18 protein-coding genes are annotated in these 20,763 nt (G+C 66.5%); 7 read left to right on the top strand and 11 right to left on the bottom strand.

From position 1 onward, the window contains the following. Positions 1-28 precede the first annotated feature (28 nt). Entirely contained in the window at positions 29-1,333 is a 1,305-nt protein-coding gene (locus ACETK3_RS18010; protein WP_236800851.1) for a sodium:proton antiporter, read from the bottom strand. 205 nt (positions 1,334-1,538) lie between these two features. Between ACETK3_RS18010 and hutG the strand changes: the two genes are divergently transcribed. After that, positions 1,539-2,525, top strand: coding sequence for a formimidoylglutamase (gene hutG, locus ACETK3_RS18005; protein ID WP_373993297.1), 987 nt, complete (start codon positions 1,539-1,541; stop codon positions 2,523-2,525). Between the two features lie 39 nt (positions 2,526-2,564). Here the strand turns inward: hutG and ACETK3_RS18000 are convergent, their stop codons facing one another. Together ACETK3_RS18000 and ACETK3_RS17995 are read right to left on the bottom strand one after the other, a co-directional pair. Then, positions 2,565-3,230, bottom strand: coding sequence for a response regulator (locus ACETK3_RS18000; protein WP_236800849.1), 666 nt, complete (start codon positions 3,228-3,230; stop codon positions 2,565-2,567). Further along, positions 3,227-4,807: a sensor histidine kinase gene (locus ACETK3_RS17995; protein ID WP_236802766.1), complete on the bottom strand. Its 1,581-nt coding sequence runs from the start codon at positions 4,805-4,807 to the stop codon at positions 3,227-3,229. Before ACETK3_RS17995 ends, ACETK3_RS18000 begins: the two co-directional genes overlap by 4 nt. 318 nt (positions 4,808-5,125) lie before the next feature. On the opposite strand from ACETK3_RS17995, the gene ACETK3_RS17990 reads away from it, so the two are divergent. From ACETK3_RS17990 to ACETK3_RS17975, 4 genes are read left to right on the top strand one after another with little or no spacing between them, the layout of a single operon-like run. Further along, positions 5,126-6,136, top strand: coding sequence for a tripartite tricarboxylate transporter substrate binding protein (locus tag ACETK3_RS17990; protein WP_236800848.1), 1,011 nt, complete (start codon positions 5,126-5,128; stop codon positions 6,134-6,136). Next, positions 6,133-6,636: a tripartite tricarboxylate transporter TctB family protein gene (locus ACETK3_RS17985; RefSeq protein WP_236800847.1), complete on the top strand. Its 504-nt coding sequence runs from the start codon at positions 6,133-6,135 to the stop codon at positions 6,634-6,636. Before ACETK3_RS17990 ends, ACETK3_RS17985 begins: the two co-directional genes overlap by 4 nt. Beyond that, entirely contained in the window at positions 6,636-8,174 is a 1,539-nt protein-coding gene (locus ACETK3_RS17980) for a tripartite tricarboxylate transporter permease (protein WP_236800846.1), read from the top strand. The genes ACETK3_RS17985 and ACETK3_RS17980 overlap by 1 nt, the downstream gene beginning before the upstream one ends. A gap of 36 nt (positions 8,175-8,210) precedes the next feature. Further along, positions 8,211-8,603, top strand: a complete 393-nt coding sequence (locus ACETK3_RS17975; protein WP_236800845.1) for a universal stress protein — start codon at positions 8,211-8,213, stop codon at positions 8,601-8,603. Position 8,604: 1 nt separating this feature from the next. On the opposite strand, the gene ACETK3_RS17970 is transcribed toward ACETK3_RS17975, so the two are convergent. Further along, on the bottom strand, positions 8,605-9,495 hold the full coding sequence (locus ACETK3_RS17970) for a fumarylacetoacetate hydrolase family protein (RefSeq protein ID WP_306968623.1): 891 nt from the start codon (positions 9,493-9,495) through the stop codon (positions 8,605-8,607). 192 nt (positions 9,496-9,687) lie between these two features. Here ACETK3_RS17970 and ACETK3_RS17965 point away from each other — a divergent pair, with 192 nt between their 5' ends. Then, the gene (locus ACETK3_RS17965; RefSeq protein ID WP_236800842.1) at positions 9,688-9,948 is read left to right on the top strand and encodes a hypothetical protein; all 261 of its coding nucleotides are present in this window, start codon (positions 9,688-9,690) and stop codon (positions 9,946-9,948) included. 132 nt (positions 9,949-10,080) lie between these two features. On the opposite strand, the gene ACETK3_RS17960 is transcribed toward ACETK3_RS17965, so the two are convergent. From ACETK3_RS17960 to ACETK3_RS17940, 5 genes are all read right to left on the bottom strand, one after another. Continuing rightward, entirely contained in the window at positions 10,081-10,326 is a 246-nt protein-coding gene (locus ACETK3_RS17960; protein WP_236800841.1) for a hypothetical protein, read from the bottom strand. 162 nt (positions 10,327-10,488) lie between these two features. Then, on the bottom strand, positions 10,489-12,081 hold the full coding sequence (gene hutH, locus ACETK3_RS17955; protein ID WP_373993296.1) for a histidine ammonia-lyase: 1,593 nt from the start codon (positions 12,079-12,081) through the stop codon (positions 10,489-10,491). 91 nt (positions 12,082-12,172) lie between these two features. After that, on the bottom strand, positions 12,173-13,879 hold the full coding sequence (locus tag ACETK3_RS17950; RefSeq protein WP_236800839.1) for a urocanate hydratase: 1,707 nt from the start codon (positions 13,877-13,879) through the stop codon (positions 12,173-12,175). Positions 13,880-14,004: 125 nt separating this feature from the next. Continuing rightward, positions 14,005-14,847: an IclR family transcriptional regulator gene (locus ACETK3_RS17945; protein WP_373993295.1), complete on the bottom strand. Its 843-nt coding sequence runs from the start codon at positions 14,845-14,847 to the stop codon at positions 14,005-14,007. 137 nt (positions 14,848-14,984) lie between these two features. Next, positions 14,985-16,430 carry a hypothetical protein gene (locus ACETK3_RS17940; protein WP_373993294.1) on the bottom strand — a complete coding sequence of 482 codons (1,446 nt, stop codon included), beginning with the start codon at positions 16,428-16,430 and terminating at the stop codon, positions 14,985-14,987. 455 nt (positions 16,431-16,885) lie between these two features. Between ACETK3_RS17940 and ACETK3_RS17935 the strand changes: the two genes are divergently transcribed. Further along, positions 16,886-18,364 carry an amino acid permease gene (locus ACETK3_RS17935; RefSeq protein WP_373993304.1) on the top strand — a complete coding sequence of 493 codons (1,479 nt, stop codon included), beginning with the start codon at positions 16,886-16,888 and terminating at the stop codon, positions 18,362-18,364. Between the two features lie 34 nt (positions 18,365-18,398). On the opposite strand, the gene ACETK3_RS17930 is transcribed toward ACETK3_RS17935, so the two are convergent. Beyond that, complete coding sequence (locus ACETK3_RS17930) at positions 18,399-19,328, bottom strand: hydroxymethylglutaryl-CoA lyase (protein WP_373993293.1); 930 nt, start codon at positions 19,326-19,328, stop codon at positions 18,399-18,401. Then, a complete protein-coding gene (locus tag ACETK3_RS17925; RefSeq protein ID WP_373993292.1) occupies positions 19,328-20,650 on the bottom strand; it encodes a CaiB/BaiF CoA transferase family protein in 1,323 nt (440 codons plus the stop codon). The genes ACETK3_RS17930 and ACETK3_RS17925 overlap by 1 nt, the downstream gene beginning before the upstream one ends. Between the last annotated feature and the right edge of the window lie 113 nt (positions 20,651-20,763).

Below are 20,763 nucleotides of genomic sequence, written 5' to 3'. Positions count from 1 at the left end.
GTGTATGACCGGGTTTCTGCAGGCGCGCCTACACCGGGGTGTTCGGGGCCAGCCCCTCGTCCCCGGATACTGCCAGGGCTTTGCGCTGCCGCAGCCGGTCGAGCCGGTTCATCAGCGGTGATGTGGTGGCACCGTGGATCACGATGGACAGCGCAATGACCAACCCAATGAAGGACCAGAGCCAGCGTGCCTGGTCCGTGAAGTGGCCCTCCGCCAGCGCAAACGCAACGTAGTACACGGAACCGATTCCGCGGATGCCGAAGAAAGACAGTGCCACGCGTTCCCGCGGGCCGGTCTTGCCGCCCAGCAGGCCCAGCCAGCCTGCCAGCGGCCGAACCACCAGCAGGAAAGCCAAGGCCACCAGCACTTCCGCAGGGCCGACGCCGGCAAGCAGCCCCCGGGCAATGGCTCCGCCGAGCAGGACCAGGATCACCACCGTCAGAAGCCGTTCCAGCTGCTCAACGTAGGAGTGCAGCACCCGGTGGTAGCCGTGGGTGCGTTCTGCAGCACGGATGGTCACGGCGCAGACAAACACTGCGATGAACCCGTAACCCTCCACCATGTCCGTCAGCCCGTAGGCCAGGAACGTCGCCGCCAGTGCCACGAACCCTTCCGAGTGGTTTGACAGCCGCAGGCTTTCGGCGCGGGCTGAAAAGAACAGCTTGGCCAGCAGCTTGCCGGTGAGGAAGCCGCCGAGAAGCCCGATGGCCAGCCGCCACAGCACGTCCAATCCAAACCATTCACCGAACCACGCGGACGGGCTGGCCCCGGCGACGCTGATGGCAATGGCAAGGTACACGAACGGGAACGCCAGGCCGTCGTTGAGCCCGGCTTCCGAAGTAAGGCCGAACCGGACCTCATCCTCCTTGTCCGCGTGCTCGTCCTGGTCTGCGGGCTCGCCCACCTGTACCTCCGAAGCGAGCACGGGGTCGGTGGGCGCGAGGCTGGCGGCCACCAACAGCGCCGCGCCCAGCCCCAGGCCCAGGAACCACATGCCCAGCAGGGTAAGTCCCACGATGCACAGCGGCATGGCGATGCCCAGGAGCCGCCAGGTGGTGGCCCAGCGCTTGCGTCCCACCGGCCGGTCCAAAGCAAGCCCGGCACCCATCAGCGAGATGATCACGCAAACTTCGGCAAGGTGCATCACGAAGTCGCTGTGTTCCACCGGGTTCGGGTCCGGCAGCGAGGGGATCAGGGCGAAGGCACCCATTCCTGCGCCAAGGAAGACCATCGGCATGGACAGCGGCATATTGCGCAGCAGCTTGGGCAGTACCGCGGCGATGAAAACGGCCAGGCCGGCCGCAGCAAAAAGGATGTCGGGGGGTTCAAACATGGGCTCTCCAGCCTGGAATTGTTGGGGTTGACGGCCGGCAGGAATTGCATGCTGCCGCGGACCCGCTGGGTCTCACCCTATTCCCTGTACCCATCGCGGGCGCGGTTTCCCGCCAATGACTGGCCACCGGCAGGGTTCTTGGATCCCGGACAGGACGACGGCGGTATTGCTGGCTTTCGCCGCCGGCATGCGATGAGCTTGGAGAATGTCGTTCCAGCTCTCCGCACTAGATGTCCCGCCCCAGCCTTGGACAGGAAGGTACGACGGCGACGGTCCCGGCCACCGCCGCTGGTGGCAGGCTGTGAATTCCGGCAGTGCGTCGTGGCAGGGAGCGGCCGGGGCTCCGGACAAGGGGTTGCCTCAGCCTGCCAGCCGGAAGCCTGCCGCCTTGCTGGGTTTCGCCAGCGATGAGGGCGTACGGCGCAACAAGGGCCGTACCGGGGCCTCCGCGGCCCCGGCTGCCCTGCGGAAAGCCCTTGGCCCGCTGGCCTTCCACCTGGACCGCGCGGTGGCTGACGTTGGTGACGTGGTGGTGTCCGGGGAAGGCCTGGAAGCCGGCCAGGAACGGCTTGGCCGGGCGGTGACGGCCCTGCTCGACGCCGGGCACCAGACTGTCGTGCTGGGCGGTGGCCACGAAACTGCCTACGCCAGCTACCTCGGCGTCGCCGCATCGTCCGCCGTCCAAGGTGGGCAGCGCCTCGGCGTCCTGAACCTTGACGCCCACTTCGACCTCCGGGACGAGCCCATTCCCAGTTCAGGGACGCCGTTCCTCCAGATGGCCCGCGCGGAAGCGGACGCCGGCCGCGGATTCCGTTACGCCGTCGTTGGTATCTCGGAACCGAACAATACGCAGGTCCTGTTCGACACCGCCGACAAGCTGGGCGTCCGGTACCTGCTGGACGAGGAGTGCGACGCGGACCGGGTGCGGGACTTTGTCGACGGCTTCCTGGCAGACATTGACGTCCTGTACCTGACCATCGACCTGGACGTGCTGCCTGCCGCCGTCGCGCCCGGGGTGAGCGCACCTGCGGCCTACGGCGTGCCGCTGCCGGTCATATCGGCGGCGTGCCGGCAGGTGGCGCAAAGCGGGAAGCTGCTGCACCTGGATGTAGCGGAACTCAATCCTGCGTTCGATATCGACGGCCGCACCGCCCGCACCGCGGCACGGTTGGTGGACACCCTCCTGCGCTGACGGCCTGTCGGGCTTGGCAGCCTCTTCCCGTTGGCCCGGTCAGGCCTTGAGCACGTACCGGCGCTCCGGACGGCCCACGCCGTACTTGAGCCGCACGTCCAGCGTTCCTTCGTCATGCAGATACTCCAGGTAGCGGCGCGCGCTGACCCTGGAGGTTCCGAGTTCCTCGGCCACTTCCGCCGCAGACACGTCGCCGGTGGCAGCGTTCAGGGCGGCCTCCACCAGCCTGAGCGTCTCGATGCTGCAGCCCTTGGGGAGTGGACGTTCAGCGCGGTCCAGGCCGAACACCCGGTTGACATCAGACTGTTCCGCAACGTCCTTGGACGCATCCAGGCTTTGGTAGGCGTTGCGGTAGTGCTCCAGCCGTTCCTGCAGGTCCGACTGCGAAAACGGCTTGATCAGGTAGTGGACAATGCCGCCGCGCAGGGCCTTCCGCACGGTTTCCACCTCCCGGGCGGCGCTGATCACCAGCACGTCCAGCTCGGGAGCCACGTCGCGCAGGCGCTGCATCAGGTCCAGGCCATTGATGTCCGGGAGGTGGATGTCCAGCAGCACCAGGTCGGGCTGGAGCCGTCCGGTTTCCGCGATGGCCTGGGCGCCGGTATGCGCCGCGCCCACCACGGTGAAGCCCGGCGTGCGCTGGATAAAGCCGGCATGCACCTTGGCCACCATGAAGTCGTCGTCGACGATCAGGACCTTGATCATGGCTGGTTGGTTCCTCGTTTCAGCACAGCAGTAAAGACAGCCCCATTATCGTTGGCCACGGTCAGGTTCCCGCCAGTCCGGCGGCAGACCACCCGGGACAGCGCCAGGCCAAAGCCGCGGCTGCCGGCGGGGCCCGGTTCCTTGGTGGTGAAGCCCTGGCGGAAAATACGGTCGGTGGAGCCACCCGGAACGCCGGGACCGTTGTCCCGCACCGTCACCACCACGTCTTCACCGGCCCTGCCATCCACCAACACCCTCACGGCTGCGTGCGGGAGGCCCGTGACGGCGTCGAACGCGTTGTCCACGAGGTTCCCCACCACTGTGGTGAGATCCCTGGACAGCGCGTCATCGACCCTGTCCAGCACTGAGTCCGGGTCCAGCTGCAGGGCTGCGCCGCGTTCGGCGGCAAGGCTGGACTTGGCGATCAGCAGGGCCGCGAGCGCCGGGTCCTTGATCCGGCCGGTCACCTCATCGTTGAGTCGGGTCCGGTCCACGGTGGCACCGTTGACGAACTGGACCACGGAATCGTACTCACCGATCTGGATCAGGCCTGAGATCACGTGCAGCTGGTTGGCGAACTCGTGGGCTTGGGCGCGGAGGGTGTCCGTGGCGGTGCGGGTGGTTCCCAGTTCCTGCTCCAGCTCGGAAAGTTCCGTGCGGTCGCGCAAAGTGGTGACGGAGCCGATCACGCGGCCCCGGGATTCGAACGGCAGCCGGTTCATCACCACCAGCCGGTCCCCCACCAGCAGCAGCTGGTCCGGCCCGGGCTGCTCGCGGGTGAGGACTTCCTTCAGGGCAGGTTCGACGGCGAGTCCCGCCACGCGCTTGCCCACACAGTCGGGCGGGAGGCCCAGCAGGGCACGGGCGCTGTGGTTGGCCACCGTGATCCGGTCGTGCAGGTCCAGCGCAACCACGCCTTCCTTGAGGCCGTGCAGCATGGCCTCGCGGTTTTCCACCAGGCTGGTGATTTCGCTCGGCTCCATGCCCAGGGTCTGCCGCTTCACCCGGCGCGACAGCAGCAGGGACCCGGCCACGCCCAGGACACTCGCAACACCCAGGTATGTCAGGAGGTTGGGGACGGCCTCGCCCAGCCGCTCAAGCATGGTGGGATAGCTGCGGCTGATGGAGGCGATCCCGATCATGTGCCCGGTGTCATCCAGGACCGGGACGTGCGCGGACAGCAGCGGGGCCGGCGTCCCGCCCACCACTCCGGTCCAGGCCCTGCCTTCCATCACCCTGCTGGCACCGAGCTCCAGCGGCTCGCCCAGCAGGCTGGGATCCGAGGACGCCACCACGGTCCGGTCGATTCGCGCCAGGGCCACCCTTGAGGAGCCCGACACGATGCGCACCGATTCCGCCACTGCCGGCAGCACGGCGCCGCCGCGCGGTTCCGTCTCGGGGAGGAGTTCACGCACCACCGGGTTTCCGCCCAGGGCTTCTGCAGCGGACAGGGCCCGCCTGCCTTCAGTGCGCTCGAAGGCGGCAGCGGACTGGGCCAGCGAGATGGCCACCACGCCCACCAGTACTGCGAGGACGATGAGCAACTGCAGCAGCAGGTATTGCCCCGCGAGGGACATTCCTCGTCGTCGAGTCACAATGGTCTTCCTGGTGGTGCGGCTGGGCGGGTTCTCCGGCACGGCGGGCTGGCGGGCGAAGTGCGCGCAGCAGCATGGGCGCAGGGCCGGGTGGTACCGGGAACTATATCCCAAAGCCGCGCTCCCGAAGCTCGGGCGGGGCGCCGTGGGGTTTTGGAAACGTGAACGCAATGAACACAACTTTCTCTGCGTACACAAGAGTGATCGGCGTCACGGCCGCCCCTAGCATCGGAACCGCAAGGCATCGGAAACACAAGTCAACTGATGCTGATCAGATTTGTTTTGAGAGAAGAGGAACACATGCGCCAGATCCGCGCATTGCGAATTGCCGCCGTTGCTGCCGGCATCGCCCTGATGGCAACCGGCTGCGGTGCCACCGGCAAGAGCTCCACCGGTTCGGAAAGCACCGGCGCCGCCGCCGGACCCATCACCGGCCTGCAGATCATGGTCCCCAACTCCCCGGGCGGCGGCTACGACACCACGGCCCGCGCCGCTGCGAAGGTCCTGGACGACGCGAAGATCTCCACCAACACCGAGGTCTTCAACCTGGCCGGTGCCGGCGGGACGGTGGGCCTGGCCCGGATCGTCAATGAGAAGGGCAACGGCGACCTGGCCATGCTCATGGGCCTGGGCGTCGTGGGTGCCAGCTACACCAACAAGTCCGAGTCCAAGCTGACCTCAACCACCCCGCTGGCCCGCCTCATCGAGGAACCGGGTGCCATCATGGTTGGCAAGGATTCGCCCTACAAGACCATTGACGACCTGGTGAAAGCCTGGAAGGCCGATCCCGGTTCCATCGCCGTGGGCGGCGGTTCCTCCCCCGGCGGCCCGGACCACCTGCTGCCCATGCAGCTGGCCGGTGCCGTGGGCATCGATGCCACCAAGGTCAACTATGTGGCCTACGACGGCGGCGGCGACCTCCTGCCCGCGATCCTGGGCAACAAGCTGGGCTTCGCCGCCTCCGGCGCCGGCGAGTACCTGAAGCAGATCGAATCCGGCGAAGTCCGCGTCCTGGCCACCAGCGGCGAGAAGCGGCTGGACGGAGTGGACGCACCCACGCTGAAGGAATCCAACATCGACCTGGTGTTCACCAACTGGCGCGGCGTCGTGGCCCCTCCGGGCATCAGCGACAAGGACAAGGAAGCACTGATCGCCGCCCTGGAGAAGATGCACGGCACCGACGGCTGGAAGGAAGCGCTGAAGACCCACAGCTGGACCGACGCCTTCATCACCGGTGACCAGTTCAAGACCTTCCTCACCGAGCAGGACAAGCGGGTGGCGGACGTCCTCACCAAGCTTGGGTTGGCGTGACCTCCCTGACCACAGGTCTCAAAGGCCGCTCCGAGCTGGGAGTCGCACTCCTGCTCGGGGCGGCCGGCGTCCTGGTCTTCCTGGACGCCAACGGCCTGGCAACCCCGTATTCGAAGTCTGACCCGGTAGGACCCAAGACCGTCCCGTTCATCGTGGCAGGCATGCTGGTGGTCTGCGCGGTCCTGCTGGCCATCAACGTCCTGCGCGGCGGCAAGGGCGAGGCCGAGGGCGGCGAAGACGTGGACCTGGACCACCCCGCCGACTGGAAGACCATCCTGCCGCTGGCAGGGGCCTTCGTTGCGAACATCCTGCTCATCGACTGGGCCGGATGGGTAATTTCCGGGACCGTCCTGTTCTGGGGCAGCGTCCTGGCCCTGGGCAGCCGCCGCTACATCCGGGACGGACTGATCTCCGTGGCACTGTCCCTGCTGACCTTCTACGGCTTCTACCTCGGCCTGGGCATTGCGCTGCCGGCCGGCCTCCTGGAAGGAATCCTCTAATGGACGTCTGGTCCTCCCTGATGGACGGCTTTGCCACCGCCCTGACCCCCATGAATTTCCTGTACGCCGTCATCGGCGTCATCCTGGGCACCGCCGTCGGTGTCCTCCCCGGCCTCGGCCCGGCCATGACCGTCGCCCTGCTGCTTCCGGTCACCTACGCCCTGGAACCCACCAGCGCCTTCATCATGTTCGCCGGCATCTACTACGGCGGCATGTACGGCGGCTCCACCACCTCCATCCTGCTCAACACCCCCGGTGAATCGTCCTCGGTGGTCACCGCCATTGAAGGCAACAAGATGGCCAAAGCAGGGCGGGCGGCACAGGCGCTTGCGACGGCGGCCATCGGCTCGTTCGTTGCCGGCACCATCGGCACCGCGCTGCTGGCCGTCTGCGCACCAATTGTGGTGAAGTTCGCCGTCAGCCTGGGCGCCCCCAGCTACTTCGCCATCATGGTCCTGGCCCTGCTGGCCGTCACCGCCGTGCTCGGTTCGTCACGGCTGCGCGGCTTCGCCTCCCTGGGTCTTGGCCTGGCCATTGGCCTGGTGGGCATGGACTCGGTCACCGGACAGCGCCGCCTGACGTTCGGCCAGCCGCTCCTGGCGGACGGCCTGGACATCGTGGTGGTGGCCGTGGCCATCTTCGCCGTGGGCGAGGCCCTCTGGGTGGCGGCGCACCTGCGCCGGACCCCGATGCACATTATTCCGGTGGGCCAGCCGTGGATGGGCAAGAAGGACTGGCAGCGGTCATGGAAACCGTGGCTGCGCGGCACGGTCTTCGGGTTCCCTTTCGGCGCCCTGCCCGCCGGCGGCGCCGAGATTCCCACCTTCTTGTCCTACGTCACCGAAAAGCGCCTGACCAAGCACCCGGAGGAATTCGGGAAGGGCGCCATCGAGGGCGTGGCCGGTCCGGAAGCTGCCAACAACGCGGCAGCAGCCGGTACGCTGACCCCCATGCTGGCACTGGGCCTGCCTACCAACGCAACGGCCGCCGTCATGCTTGCAGCTTTCACCAGCTACGGCATCCAGCCCGGCCCGCAGCTGTTCGAAAGCGAAGGGCCCCTGGTGTGGGCGCTGATCGCCAGCCTGTTCATCGGCAACCTGCTGCTGCTCCTGATCAACCTGCCGCTTGCCCCGCTCTGGGCCAAGTTGCTGCAGCTCCCGCGGCCGTACCTGTACGCAGGCATCCTGTTCTTCGCCACGCTGGGCGCCTACTCGGTGAACCTGCAGGCGTTCGACCTGGTGCTCCTGCTGGTGCTGGGCGCGCTCGGGTTCATGATGCGGCGCTTCGGGCTGCCCGTGCTGCCGCTGATCCTCGGCGTGATCCTGGGCCCGCGGATCGAAGGCCAGCTCCGCAAGACCCTTCAGCTGAGCGCGGGTGATCCGGCAGGGCTCTTCAGTGAGCCGATCGCCGTCGTCATCTACGTCATCATCGCCCTCATCCTGCTGTGGCCCTTTGCGTACAAGCTGATCCGGCGCAGCCGGGCGGAGCGCAAGCCCCTGGTTCCGGCCAATTCCGGGGCCGCGGACTACAGTGACTGAACAGCCGCCCAACCACCAGCAGAAAAGGAGACGAGCATGACCGTCGTTGTGGGATACGTCCCCACCCCCGAGGGCGAAGCCGCCCTCACGCAGGCCATCACCGAAGCCCGGAAGAACAACACCACCCTGGTGCTGATCAACTCCTCGAAGGGCGAGGCTGCGGTGGACAGCCGTTTCGCGCCCGAAGGCGAGATCCAGGACATTGAGCAGCGGTTGGCCAGCCAGGGCATCCAGTACCTGGTCAAGCGGCCCGTTCGGGGCCACGACGCCGCGGCCGAGGTGCTGGACGCCGCCGAAGAACACAAAGCCGAACTGATCGTGATTGGCCTGCGCCGACGCACCCCCGTGGGCAAGCTGATCATGGGCAGCACGTCCCAGCGCATCCTGCTGGAGGCGGACTGCCCGGTCCTGGCCGTAAAGGCCGGGTGAGTCAGGCCAGTTGGGCTTTAGTGGCCGCCGGCGTCCGGAACAACTCCTGGCGCTGGCGGCCCAGGCCCTCCACCTCTACTTCCACCACGTCGCCCGGCTGGAGGTAGGGGAAACGGCCGCTGAGGGCCACGCCCTGCGGAGTTCCGGTGAGGATCACGTCGCCCGGTTCCAACCGCATGTACTGGCTGCAGTGGTGAACCAGTGTGGCGGCGTCAAAGATGAGTTCAGCCGAGGTGGAATCCTGCCGCGGGTCGCCATTCACCCAGCTGCGCAACCGCAGGTTTCCGCCGTCGATCCCATCTGCCGGAACCAGCCACGGCCCCAGGGGCGTTGACCCGGGAAGCGACTTGCCCTTGGTCCACTGCCCGGCGGCCCCGGGCAACTGGTACTCACGCTCGGAGTAATCGTTGGCCGTGACGTAACCGGCAATGCAGCCTGCCGCTTCGTCAGTGGAGTGGAGGTAGCTGGCTTCCCTCCCGATAACGATGCCCAGTTCCACTTCCCAGTCGTACTGGGTGGAGCGCGGGGGCATCGGGGCGGGGTCGCAGGGGCCGGTGACGGTATTGCTTGGCTTGAGGAACACGACGGGTATGGTGGGCGGCTCTGCCCCGGATTCCGCGGCGTGGGCGGCGTAGTTCATTCCGATTCCCACCACGGAGCCCGGCCGGGCCACCGGTGAACCGATGCGGAGCACAGCGGCGTCTTTGATCTCCGGCAACTCCCCCGACTCCAGCGCCTTCCGGGCCTTGTCCAGGCCGCCGGACCCAAGGAATGCTGCGTCCACATCCCGCGTTACGGGCAGCAGGCTGAAGTACCGGTCGGTTCCGTCCGGAGAGGAAACCAGCACGGCGGGCTGCTCACTGCCGATATCGCCCAAGCGCATGATCTTCATACCGAATTCTCCTCAAGGTCTTGGTGGGACTTCCGGGCCGTGGAGGGCCATCTCCATGGTCCTTGATCGCCCTCCGGCACCGCGAATGAACGGTTTATGACCGGCAGCCAAAGGACGGACATCTGACATATATCCGGAGCAGCCGGTAGAATGTTGGAGCCATCTTGGCACGAAACACAGAAAGTTCAGTACATGACTACAGCCACTTTGGAGCGCACCCCCGCCGCTGCCGAGACCACCGAAGGGCCTGCTCCGCGGTCGATCAGCCTGGAGTTCTCCAGCGCCAGGGAGGTCCACGCCGGACTCGAAGAAGCCGTCGCCCAGCTGATCGAGGTTGCAGCAAAGGACGCCGCCTGCGGCATCCTTGTTACCAGGCTGCACCCTGGAAGCTACACGGTAGCCCTGGATGAAACGGTACCCTTCGGCGAAACCTACGAGTCCTTCGCCGCCTGATCCAGGCCTGATCACTTACGCGCCGGCGACCGCCGGCGCCTCCATCCCCGCCGCCTCCATCAAGGGGCGGCGGGAGCAAAAAATCCCCGCACGCCGTCTGGGCAGTGCGGGGATTTTTCGCTGCTGGCGGGACTACCCGCGGCGAACCTGGACGCCGTCGGACTTCAGGAAAAGCTCCTTCTCCGCCGGACCCGACGGGCCGGCGGGAACCAGCCAAAGGACGTTGCCGCTCTGCGATACCTCTTCCACTTCCCCGGCTGCCACCACATGCGCATGCTTGATGATCTCGACGCGGTCCCCGGCCTGGAGTGACTTCCAGTTGGACACAACAGCGGAATGGGCATTGCGCCTCGACAGGACTGCCCCACGTGCTTTCATTTGAACTTCTACCCCTTTGTATCGTTCTGCTGCCACAGCTTCTTTGATGTGACTTTCACTACACCTTCAGTTCTACTACACTCCCGGCGCCACGGCAGGCCATGGCGCCGGAAATTCCGCCTTTCGGACGGGAGTGCGGCAGGGGCTGAAGATCCTTCGGCGTCAGGCGAGGGGTCCCACGGCGGATTCGGCCGCCCGGAGCACGTCCCCTGCGGCCACCAGCCGGTCAGCCGCTTCCAGTTCGGGGGACAGGAACCTGTCGGTCCCCGGTCCCTCCACCACTTCCCGGAGGGCGGCCACGACGGCGGCCCCTGCAGGTCCCGGCGTCAAGACCCCTCCTGACAGCTGGGTCCGGATGTCCAGGGCCCGGGCCGAGGTCACCAGTTCGATGGCCAGGACCCTGCGCAGGTTCTCCACCGCCTTCCGCAGTTTCCGTGCGGCGTGCCAGCCCATGGACACGTGGTCCTCCTGCATGGCGGAGCTCGGGATCGAGTCCACGGATGCCGGAACAGCCAGCCGCTTGTTGTCCGAGACCAGGCCGGCCTGGGTGTACTGGGCGATCATGAGCCCGGAGTCCACGCCCGGATCCGCGGCGAGGAAGGCGGGCAGGCCGTGCGAGCGGGCGGGATCCAGCATCCGGTCCGTGCGGCGTTCTGCAATGGAGGACAAGTCCGCGACGGCGATGGCCAGGTAGTCCAGGACGTAGGCCACCGGTGCGCCGTGGAAGTTGCCGTTCGAGCTGACCCGGCCGTCGGGCAGCACCACCGGGTTGTCGATGGCTGCCGCCAGCTCGCGGGTGGCCACCAGCTCCGCGTGGTCCACGGTGTCACGCACAGCGCCGGCCACCTGCGGGGCGCAGCGCAGCGAGTAGGCGTCCTGCACCCGGGAGTCCCCCACCTTATGCGAGGCGACGATCGGCGAAGCCGAAAGCACGCGCAACATGTTGTCCGCGCTGGCCGCCTGGCCGGGATGCGGCCGGAGGGCGGCGTGCAGCTCGGGCAGGAACACCTGGTCGGTGCCCAGCAGCGCCTCGACGCTGAGCGCGGCGGTGATGTCCGCCGTCGACAGCAGGCGGCGGAGGTCCGCGATGGCCATCAAGAGCATGCCCAGCATGCCCTCCGTGCCGTTGACCAATGCCAGCCCCTCCTTTTCGGCGAGGGTGACCGGCTCGATGCCGTGCTCTGCAAGCAGCTCAGCGACAGGCCGCTCTCCCCGCCCGCCGTACGTGACGCCGTCGGGCCCTTCCGCTTCGCCTTCACCCATCAAGACCAGCGCACAGTGCGACAGCGGGGCGAGGTCCCCGGAACAGCCCAGGGACCCGAACTCGCGGACGACGGGCGTGATGCCGGCGTTGAGGACGTCCACCATGGCCTGCAGGACCACCGGGCGCACACCGGTACGGCCGGACGCGAGAGTCTTGGCGCGCAGGAACATGATGCCGCGGACCACCTCACGTTCCACCGCCGGGCCCATGCCTGCCGCGTGGCTGCGGATCAGGGACTTCTGCAGCTGGGTGCGCAATTCGTTGGGGATGTGCCGGTTGGCCAGGGCGCCGAAGCCGGTGGAAATGCCGTAGGCGGGGATGTCACTGGAGGCGAGGTCATCGATATGGGCCCGGACCTTGGCGACGGTCGCCAAGGTTTCGGGTGCGATGGTTACCTTGGCGTCGTGGCGCGCGACGGCGAGCACATCCCCGGGCGTGACGCCCGCCGGGCCAAGGGTCACGGTGAGCGGTTCGTGGGTAGTCAGGGTCATGATTCCTACTTTTTGTGGGCTTATGGGGATCGATTGCTCCGCACCTGTCGTTTTCGGAGTCCATAACGACAGGTACGGAGCAATCGATGGGCTATTTGGTCGCGGAAGGCTCTTGCATGGGGATGCGGACGCCGCGTTCCTTGGCGACGTCGAGGGCTCGCTCATAGCCGGCGTCGGCGTGGCGGATGACGCCCATGCCGGGGTCATTGGTGAGGAGGCGCTCAAGCTTCTGCGCGGCGAGGTCGGTGCCGTCGGCCACGGAGACCTGGCCGGCGTGGATGGAGCGGCCGATGCCTACGCCGCCGCCGTGGTGCAGGGACACCCAGGTGGCGCCGGAGGCGGTGTTGAGCAGGGCGTTCAGCAGCGGCCAGTCGGCGATGGCGTCCGAACCGTCCGCCATGGCCTCGGTCTCGCGGTACGGGGAGGCGACGGAACCCGAATCCAGGTGGTCGCGGCCGATCACGATGGGGGCCTTGACCTTGCCGTCCTTGACCAGCTGGTTGAAGAGCAGGCCGGCCTTGTGCCGTTCGCCATAGCCCAGCCAGCAGATGCGTGCCGGGAGTCCTTCGAACTCCACCCGCTCCTGGGCGGCGTCGATCCAGCGGTGCAGGTGCTTGTTTTCCGGGAAGAGTTCCTTGATAGCGTCGTCGGTGACGCGGATGTCTTCGGGGTCGCCGGAGAGGGCAACCCAGCGGAACGGGCCGAGCCCCTCGCAGAACAGCGGCCTGATGTAGGCCGGGACGAAGCCGGGGAACTCGAAGGCACGGTCGTAGCCGCCTTTGCGGGCTTCGTCGCGGATCGAGTTTCCGTAGTCAAAGACCTCGGCGCCGGCATCCTGGAACTCCACCATGGCCTGGACGTGCTTGGCCATCGATGCCTGGGCCTTCTTGGTGAAGCCTTCCGGATCGGATTCAGCCTCGCGGTGCCATTCCGCAACTGAGATGCCCTCGGGCAGGTAGGACAGGGGGTCATGGGCGGAGGTCTGGTCGGTAACGATGTCCACCGTCAGTTCGCCGGCCTTGTGGCGGCGCAGGATCTCGGGGAAGACCTCGGCAGCGTTGCCAACATAGCCCACGGACCAGCCGCGGCGCTCCTCCTTGGCCTTGAGCACCTTGGTGATGGCGGCGTCGAGGTCTGTTTCCACCTCGTCCAGGTAGCGCTTGCCGGCGCGGCGGCGGAGGCGGGACTCGTCGACGTCGACAATCAGGCAGGCGCCCTCGTTCAGGGTGACGGCGAGCGGCTGGGCCCCGCCCATGCCGCCGCAGCCGCCGGTGAGGGTCAGCGTGCCGGCAAGGGTGCCGTTCTCGTCTCCGGTCAGCTTGCGGGCGATCGCCGCGAAGGTTTCGAAGGTGCCCTGCAGGATGCCCTGGGTGCCAATGTAGATCCAGGAGCCTGCGGTCATTTGGCCGTACATCATCAGGCCCTCTGCCTCGAGGCGGCGGAACTCGGGCCAGGTGGCCCAGTCGCCCACCAGGTTGGAGTTGGCCAGGAGCACGCGGGGGGCCCATTCATTGGTGCGGAAGACGCCGACGGGCTTGCCGGACTGGACCAGGAGGGTTTCGTCCTTTTCCATGGTTTCCAGGGTGCGGGTGATGGCGTCGAAAGCGGCCCACGAGCGAACGGCGCGACCTGTGCCGCCGTAGACCACCAGGTCATCGGGGCGTTCTGCCACTTCGGGATCCAGGTTGTTCATCAGCATGCGCAACGGCGCTTCAGTCTGCCAGGACTTTGCGGTGAGCTCGGTGCCGCGGGCTGCTTTGACCGGGCGGGCACCGGTGGTGAAATCGGCGGGTGCCATGGTGGGCTCCTTCGGGTGGTGTCTGTTGGAGGAAAGAAGTTCTGTATCAACTAAAGCCTCTGGAAGAGCACCGTCACAGGGCTTTTGACCCTGCGGTGTCCGGTATTCCAGACGACCCCCGAAGGCTATTTGACGGGGCGTCCGTGGATCCGGGCGGAGAGCTCATCCGCAACCTTCTGGACGCGGGCGGCCAGCACCGCCCACTCCTCCGCGGGCAGCTTGTCCTCCAGGAAGGTCACGGCAACGGCGGCTGTCGGCCAGCCCAGGTGATCGGTGACCGCTGCGGCGATGGAGCCGAAGCCGGGTGTCACTTCGCCGTGCTCGGTGGCATACCCGCGCTGCCGGACGTGGTCCAGGTGCGACGACAAGGCCGAGTACTTCATGATCGCTCCCTCCACCTCATGGCGCGCACTGAAGGCCGCGGCGTTCGGATAGAGCGCACGCACCTGGGATTTGGGCAGCGCGGCCAGGATGGCGCGGCCGCTGGCGGTGAGGTGGCTGGGAAGGCGGACGCCGACGTCGGTCACCAGGGACGGGCGGTTCTTGGCCCGCTCCTCCACGATGTAGAGCACGTCCCGCCCGTGCAGCACGGCAAGGTGCGCGCTCTCGCCAATAGCGTCCACGAGGCTCGCAAGCAGGGGCCGGCCAAGACGTGACAACGGCTCCTGTCGGGAATAGGCAGAACTGAGCTCGAAGGCGCTGATGCCCAACCCGTACCGCTGCTCCTCATGGAGATGCAGGACGAAGCCGTTGGCCTCCATCACCCCAAGCAGGTGGTAGACGCTCGACCGCGGCAGGTCCAGGCTGGACGCGATCTGCGACGCGGCCATGGGACCCCGCCGCGATGCCAGCAACTTGAGGATGCGCAGGGTATTTTCCGCGGCGGGAACTTTTGACGTTGCCTTGGCCGCGGCGCGCGGTGCTGGCGTTTCGGCGCTTCTTGCGTCGTCGCTTAGTGCAGTGCTCATGAGGTGGAAGGGTCCTTCTGGGTAGCTGTGTCCGGTATCCCGTACTTAAGCTTGCGCCCTCCCCCGGCCCTTTGAGGCATGTGCAGCCGGCGTTGCTGTCTGGAATTCCGGACAGTCGCCGCAGGAGTTGTTCCGGCCTAGCCGCCGGACCTGGGTGCGAGGAGGATCTGTACTGCCTCAACCCGCTTGCCCATGCCCGTCGTGCCTGCCGTTCCGCCGTCGGCGACCCATGGCTGCCAGCCCACATCCTGCACGTGGGCGCGATAGTAGATCCGGTAATGGGTCGCCATCGCTCCGCTCAGCCTGATTTCAAAGGCTTCCAAACGCAGCCCCTGCCCTATGGTGCCGATGGGATTGGCCGAGGACGTCCATGGCTGCCAGCCGATGTCCTGCACATGCCCCCGCCACTGGATGTCGCCGGAGTAGGCCGTGCTGGACACGTTGAGGCGCAACGCCTCCAACCGAAGGGCCTGACCAGTGGTCCCGGCGACGGTCCCGTCCGAGACGTTGGGCATCCAGCCGAGGTTCTGGACGTGGGCGGCGTACACGGCGGTGAATGCCGGCGCGACCTTCGGAACCAGCTCGATGGTCACGGCCTCCATCCGAAGACCTTGGCCGACCGTGCCGGCCGTCGCGCCGTCGAGCGCGTACGGCTGCCATCCGACGTTCTGGACATGGGCGCGATACCTGATGCTGTACTGCGAGGCCAGATTCCCTGTCAGCCGCACTTCGAACGCTTCCAGGCGCAGACCGAGCCCGCTCGTTCCAACCGGGGATGCCGACGTCGTCCATGGCTGCCAGCCGATGTTCTGCACGTGCCCCCGCCACAGGATGTCACCCGACAGGCGGTCTCCTGCCACGGACAAACGCAATGCCTCCAGCGGCAGTGCCCGGCCGGTCGTTCCTGCGGTGGCGCCGTCCGAGACGCTCGCCTGCCAGCCGATCGTCGCAACGTGGGCCTGATAGACCCCGATGCACGTCATGTCGTGATCGTAGGTCCCGTCGGTCCATTGCGCGAGGTGGACTGTGCCACCGGAGAAGCTGGGGTTCACGCAGAGGTCCGATGCTTCACTTGGGAAGTCGAGACGGCCCGCCGGTGACCAGACGGGCTCGTCGGGAAGCTGCCACGAACCTGTGATGGCCTCCCAGGCGCTCGCATAGGAGTAGATCCCGTGCGGGTACCCGGCATCGGCCAGCGCGGCCAGGAGCCCGGAGACGACGTACCGGTTCTCCTGCCGCTGGGCTGCGGTGGAGCTGGGCCAAGGCTGTTGCGGACGGGGCTCGACGTCCACCCAGATCCGCTCCGGCCGCCATCCCACTTCCGCGAGGGACGCGAGAGCCGCGCGGCCCTCGGCGTATCCGACGTTGTACAGCCGGTCCGGCCTGGTGTTTGCAGGCAGGGGGCCATCGTCGCCGTAGGTGTCGTATTGTTCGGGGGTCGGGAATGTACCCATGGCGTAGGCCTGGGCCCGGACACCGTGGTCGCGCACCCACTGGTACTGCCCGTCCAGGCAGGGGTTTTCAGTGAACGCGAGTCCCCTGGTCAGCCCCACGACCACGAAGCCGGTGTCCTCCGGAGGCATCGGAAGACCGCCGGGACACTGGGGCCACGAAACGTCATGTCCGTAGTCCACTGCCCGGGAGGGTGGAGCGAGCAGCACGCTGAGCGCGAGTACCAGTAACACCGCCAGGAACCGGGCCATGGGTGCCCGGGAGCGGCGGCCAGGTCGAAGAACACCAAGGCCGGCCATCATGGCCCCCTACTCGAAGGATGACCAAATTATCCCACCCGGTCATGCTCGCCGCCAGCCAGGAGTGCAGCACTGGCCCGTTGCCCCCAGCTTCCAAAACCGGGTTCCCGGAACTCCTTGCGCGAGAGACCCCAAGCGGATCCTGCGGCCAGTCTGGAACCGAAGACACCAACCCTGCGTGAACCTCATCACGGCAGGGCCGAAAATGGTCTGCTGGTTACCGGCTCCCCTCCCAAAGACGAGAAGGTAACTCTGTGCAACCCACCCCAACCCGGACCGACAGTCCTCTGGAAAAGCAAAAGCCGGCAGCCGTCGTCGGACAAGCCCTTAACCGTGGCCTGAACGTGCGGCACATCCGCTTCATGGCCCTCGGCTCGGCAATCGGCACCGGCCTCTTCTACGGCTCAGCCTCGGCTATCCAGAAAGCCGGTCCGGCAGTGCTGCTGGCCTACATCATCGGCGGCGCAGCCGTGTTCATGGTGATGCGCGCACTCGGCGAAATGGCGGTGCGGCATCCGGTATCCGGCTCCTTCAGCCAGTATGCGAGCCGTTACCTGGGCCCCCTTGCCGGCTTCATCACCGGCTGGACGTACGTTTTCGAGATGGCGATCGTCGCCATCGCCGACGTCACCGCCTTCAGCATCTACCTGGGTTTTTGGTTCCCGCAGGTGGACCGCTGGATCTGGATCCTGGCCGTCATCTGCTTCCTGGCGGCACTGAACCTGCTCAGCGTGAAGGTCTTCGGCGAGCTCGAGTTCTGGTTCTCGCTAATCAAGGTCGCTGCAATTATCGCCATGATTGCCGGCGGCGCCGCGATCATCGTTTTCGGCTTCCAGACCGCCGATTCCCCGGTCGCCCCAGGCCTGGGCAACCTGGTTGGGCACGGCGGCCTGTTCCCCAACGGCTTCGAAGGCCTCCTGGCATCCTTCGCCGTGGTGATGTTCGCCTTTGGCGGCGTTGAGACGCTGGGCATCACTGCGGGCGAGGCTGCCGATCCGAAGTCGGTCATCCCGAAGGCGGTCAACACCGTCCCCGTTCGCGTGCTGCTGTTCTACGTACTCACCCTGGGCGTACTCATGAGCCTCTTCCCGTGGGACCAGGTGGGCACCAGCGGCAGTCCGTTCGTTCAAATCTTCAGCAGCCTGGGCGTCCCGGCTGCACCGCACATCCTCAACGCGGTGGTCATCACAGCCGCCCTCTCGGCCATCAACAGCGACATCTTCGGCGCCGGACGCATCCTCTTCGGACTCTCCAACCAGGGCCACGCGCCCGCCGCCTTCGGCAAGGTCTCCCGACACGGCGTCCCCTGGATGACCGTGGTCATGATGGCAGGCATCCTGCTGGTGGGCGTGGTCCTCAACGCCGTCATTCCGGAAGACGTATTCCTGGTGATTGCCTCGATCGCCACCTTCGCCACGGTCTGGGTATGGGTGATGATCCTGGCGTCCCACGTGGCCATGAAGCGGGAAATCGCGCGGAAGGGCCTGCCTGCGTCGGAATTCCCGTCACCGTGGTGGCCTGCCACTTCCGCGCTCACCATCGCCTTCATGGTGCTGGTGATCGCCGTCCTGGGCGCTTTCGAGGACACCCGGATCGCCCTCTATGTCGGCGCGGTGTGGCTGGGGCTGCTGGTCCTGGCTTACCGCCTGTGGGTCAAGGGTGACGGACGACGCCGGGCCTACCTTGAGGACGAAACGTCGCCGCTGCCGGCGGTCGGCACAGCCGGAACAACGGCTGCCGCCTGGAGTAGGCGGAACCAGGTTTAGGACTGCTGTTGCCCAGCCCGCAGCACCGCTGGGCCTATGCGGCCTTGGGGAACACCCCTGCTCCGGCGAGGCCGGAGCGGGGCGCAGTCTCTACCTTGGCGCAGATCCACCGGCCCAACTCTGTGGCAGCCAGAGGGTCGATCGATGTGGAGAACCCGGCCCGCTCCAGCATCCAGGCCAGATCCTCCGTGGAGATGTTGCCCGCAGCACCGGGGGCAAACGGGCACCCGCCCAGCCCTCCCACCGCACTGTCGAAGACCCTGACGCCCGCTGCCATCGCTGCATAGGTATTCGCGAGGGCAGTGTGGCGGGTCTCGTGCAAGTGGGCCCGCAACTGCACGTCCGTTTCAGATGCCACGGCGGCAAAGACCTCATTGACCTGCCATGGGACGGCGCAGCCGATGGTGTCGGCAAGGGCAACTTCGGCCAGCTCACTCCTTTTCAGGGCGCTGCGGACGACACTGAGGACCTGTTCCTTTGGCACGTCACCCTGGTACGGACAGCCAAAGGCGACGGCGGCAGTCACCGTGAGGGGGATGGAAGCACCAGCGGCAATCGTTGAAACTTCCTCCAGGGCATCGAGGGCGGCGTCCACCGTGGTGTTCTGGTTGGCCGCCGCGAAGGCATTCGTGACGGGCAGGACGTAATTCATCTCGTCCACCCCGGCTTCGAGAGCCCTGTGTGCTCCCCGGGTGTTAAGCACCAGTCCGATGTAGCTGGCACCTGTATCCCGCGGCACGCCCGCCATCACGGCGTCCGCATCGGCCATTTGCGGAACCCTCTTGGGATTCACGAAGCTCACCGCCTCGATCCGTTTCGCACCCAGGGCTATGAGGTCGTTGATGAGACGCAACTTATCGTGCGTACTTACTGGGACCTTCTCATTCTGGAGTCCATCGCGGGGACTGACGTCCACAATGGACACTGCACCCCCGGGCCTGCCGGTTCCCGCAATTCCGTTCATTAGATCGCACCTTCGTTCTTGGCATCCTGCAATTCTTCGGCACTGAGCTTGAGCAGGCCAGCGTAGACGTCGCCATTGTGGGAACCTGGCACCAGGGGCCCGTTCCATGCGATGCCGCCGCCGGTGCGGGACAGCTTGGGAACAACGCCCGGCTGGACCACCGCTCCCAGCTGTTCATCAGGCACTTCCAAAAGCATTCCCCGTGCCCGCAGCTGGGGGTCCTCGAAGATATCCTCGATGGTGCTGACGGTGCTGTTGGGAACAGCATGCTGGTCAAGGCGCGCCACCAAGTCCCCGTGGTTGAATCCCGCGGCCCATTCGGCAATCAGTTGTTCCAGCTGGTCCTGGTTGGCACCGCGGGAAGCGTGGTTGCTGTACCGGGGGTCGGAGGCCAGCTCCGGCATGTCCATCGCACCGGCAAGCCGCACGAACACCGAGTCCTGGTTGGCGGCGATGACCACCCATTTCCCGTCACTGGAGCGGAAGATATTCGACGGCGCTATCCCCTTCAGCCCTGAGCCACTGGGTCCGGGGACGATCCCTGCGGCCGCGTAGTCCGGCACGGCACTTTCCAGGAGGGAAAAGCATGCCTCCACGAGGGAAACGTCCACGACTTGCCCTGTCCCTCCCCTGGCGTCCCGCCAATACAAGGCCAGCAGGATGCCCTGCAGCGCATAGAGCGACGCCAAGCTGTCCCCCAACGAGATGCCTGTCCGTGGCGGGGCCTGGTCCGGATATCCATTGAGGTGGCGCAGGCCGCCGCGGGCTTCGGCCACGGAAGCGTAGCCCGGCTTGTTCGCGTCGGGCCCGGTCTGGCCGTAGCCGGAGACCCTGGCAATCACCAGGCCGGGGTTGCTCTGCCAGAGCACCTCAGGGGAAAGGCCCAGTTTCTCGAGTGTTCCGGGGCGGAAATTCTCGAGGATGACATCGGCTTCCCTACAGAGTTCCAGGAACAACTCCCGCCCGCGGGGCGACTTGAGGTCCAAGGTCACGCACTTCTTCCCCCTTGACTGGACTGACCACCAGAGCGTGTGGCCCTCGATCCGGGCCCGGCCCCATTCGCGCATGGGATCGGGACGGTCAGGAGACTCAATCTTGATGACCTCAGCACCGAAGTCCGCCATCTGCCGTCCCGCAAAGGGGCCCGCTATGAGTGACCCGAGCTCCAGAACACGCACGCCGGCCAGGGGCCCGCCAACCGCTCCCACGGCAGCACTGGGGTCAGGGACAGCAACCGTCCGGGTTTGAGTGTCAGCGCCGGAGCCCGGGTTCTGACGACCGCGCGTTCCGTCAGGTGCTGCGGTCTGTGAAGTTTCCACCATCTTTGGGACTCCTGTTCTGCCGGCAGCCAACACCGGGCCGCCCTGCCCGGCCTGCCGTGGATCGCGAACTATCGTTGGCTCGATAACTCATATTGTGGACCCAAATTCACCAT

This window comes from Arthrobacter sp. E44 (assembly GCF_041877125.1).
Lineage (GTDB): Bacteria > Actinomycetota > Actinomycetes > Actinomycetales > Micrococcaceae > Arthrobacter.
Note: the sequence above shows the minus strand (reverse complement) of the source record. Positions and strands in the feature narration are given on the sequence as shown.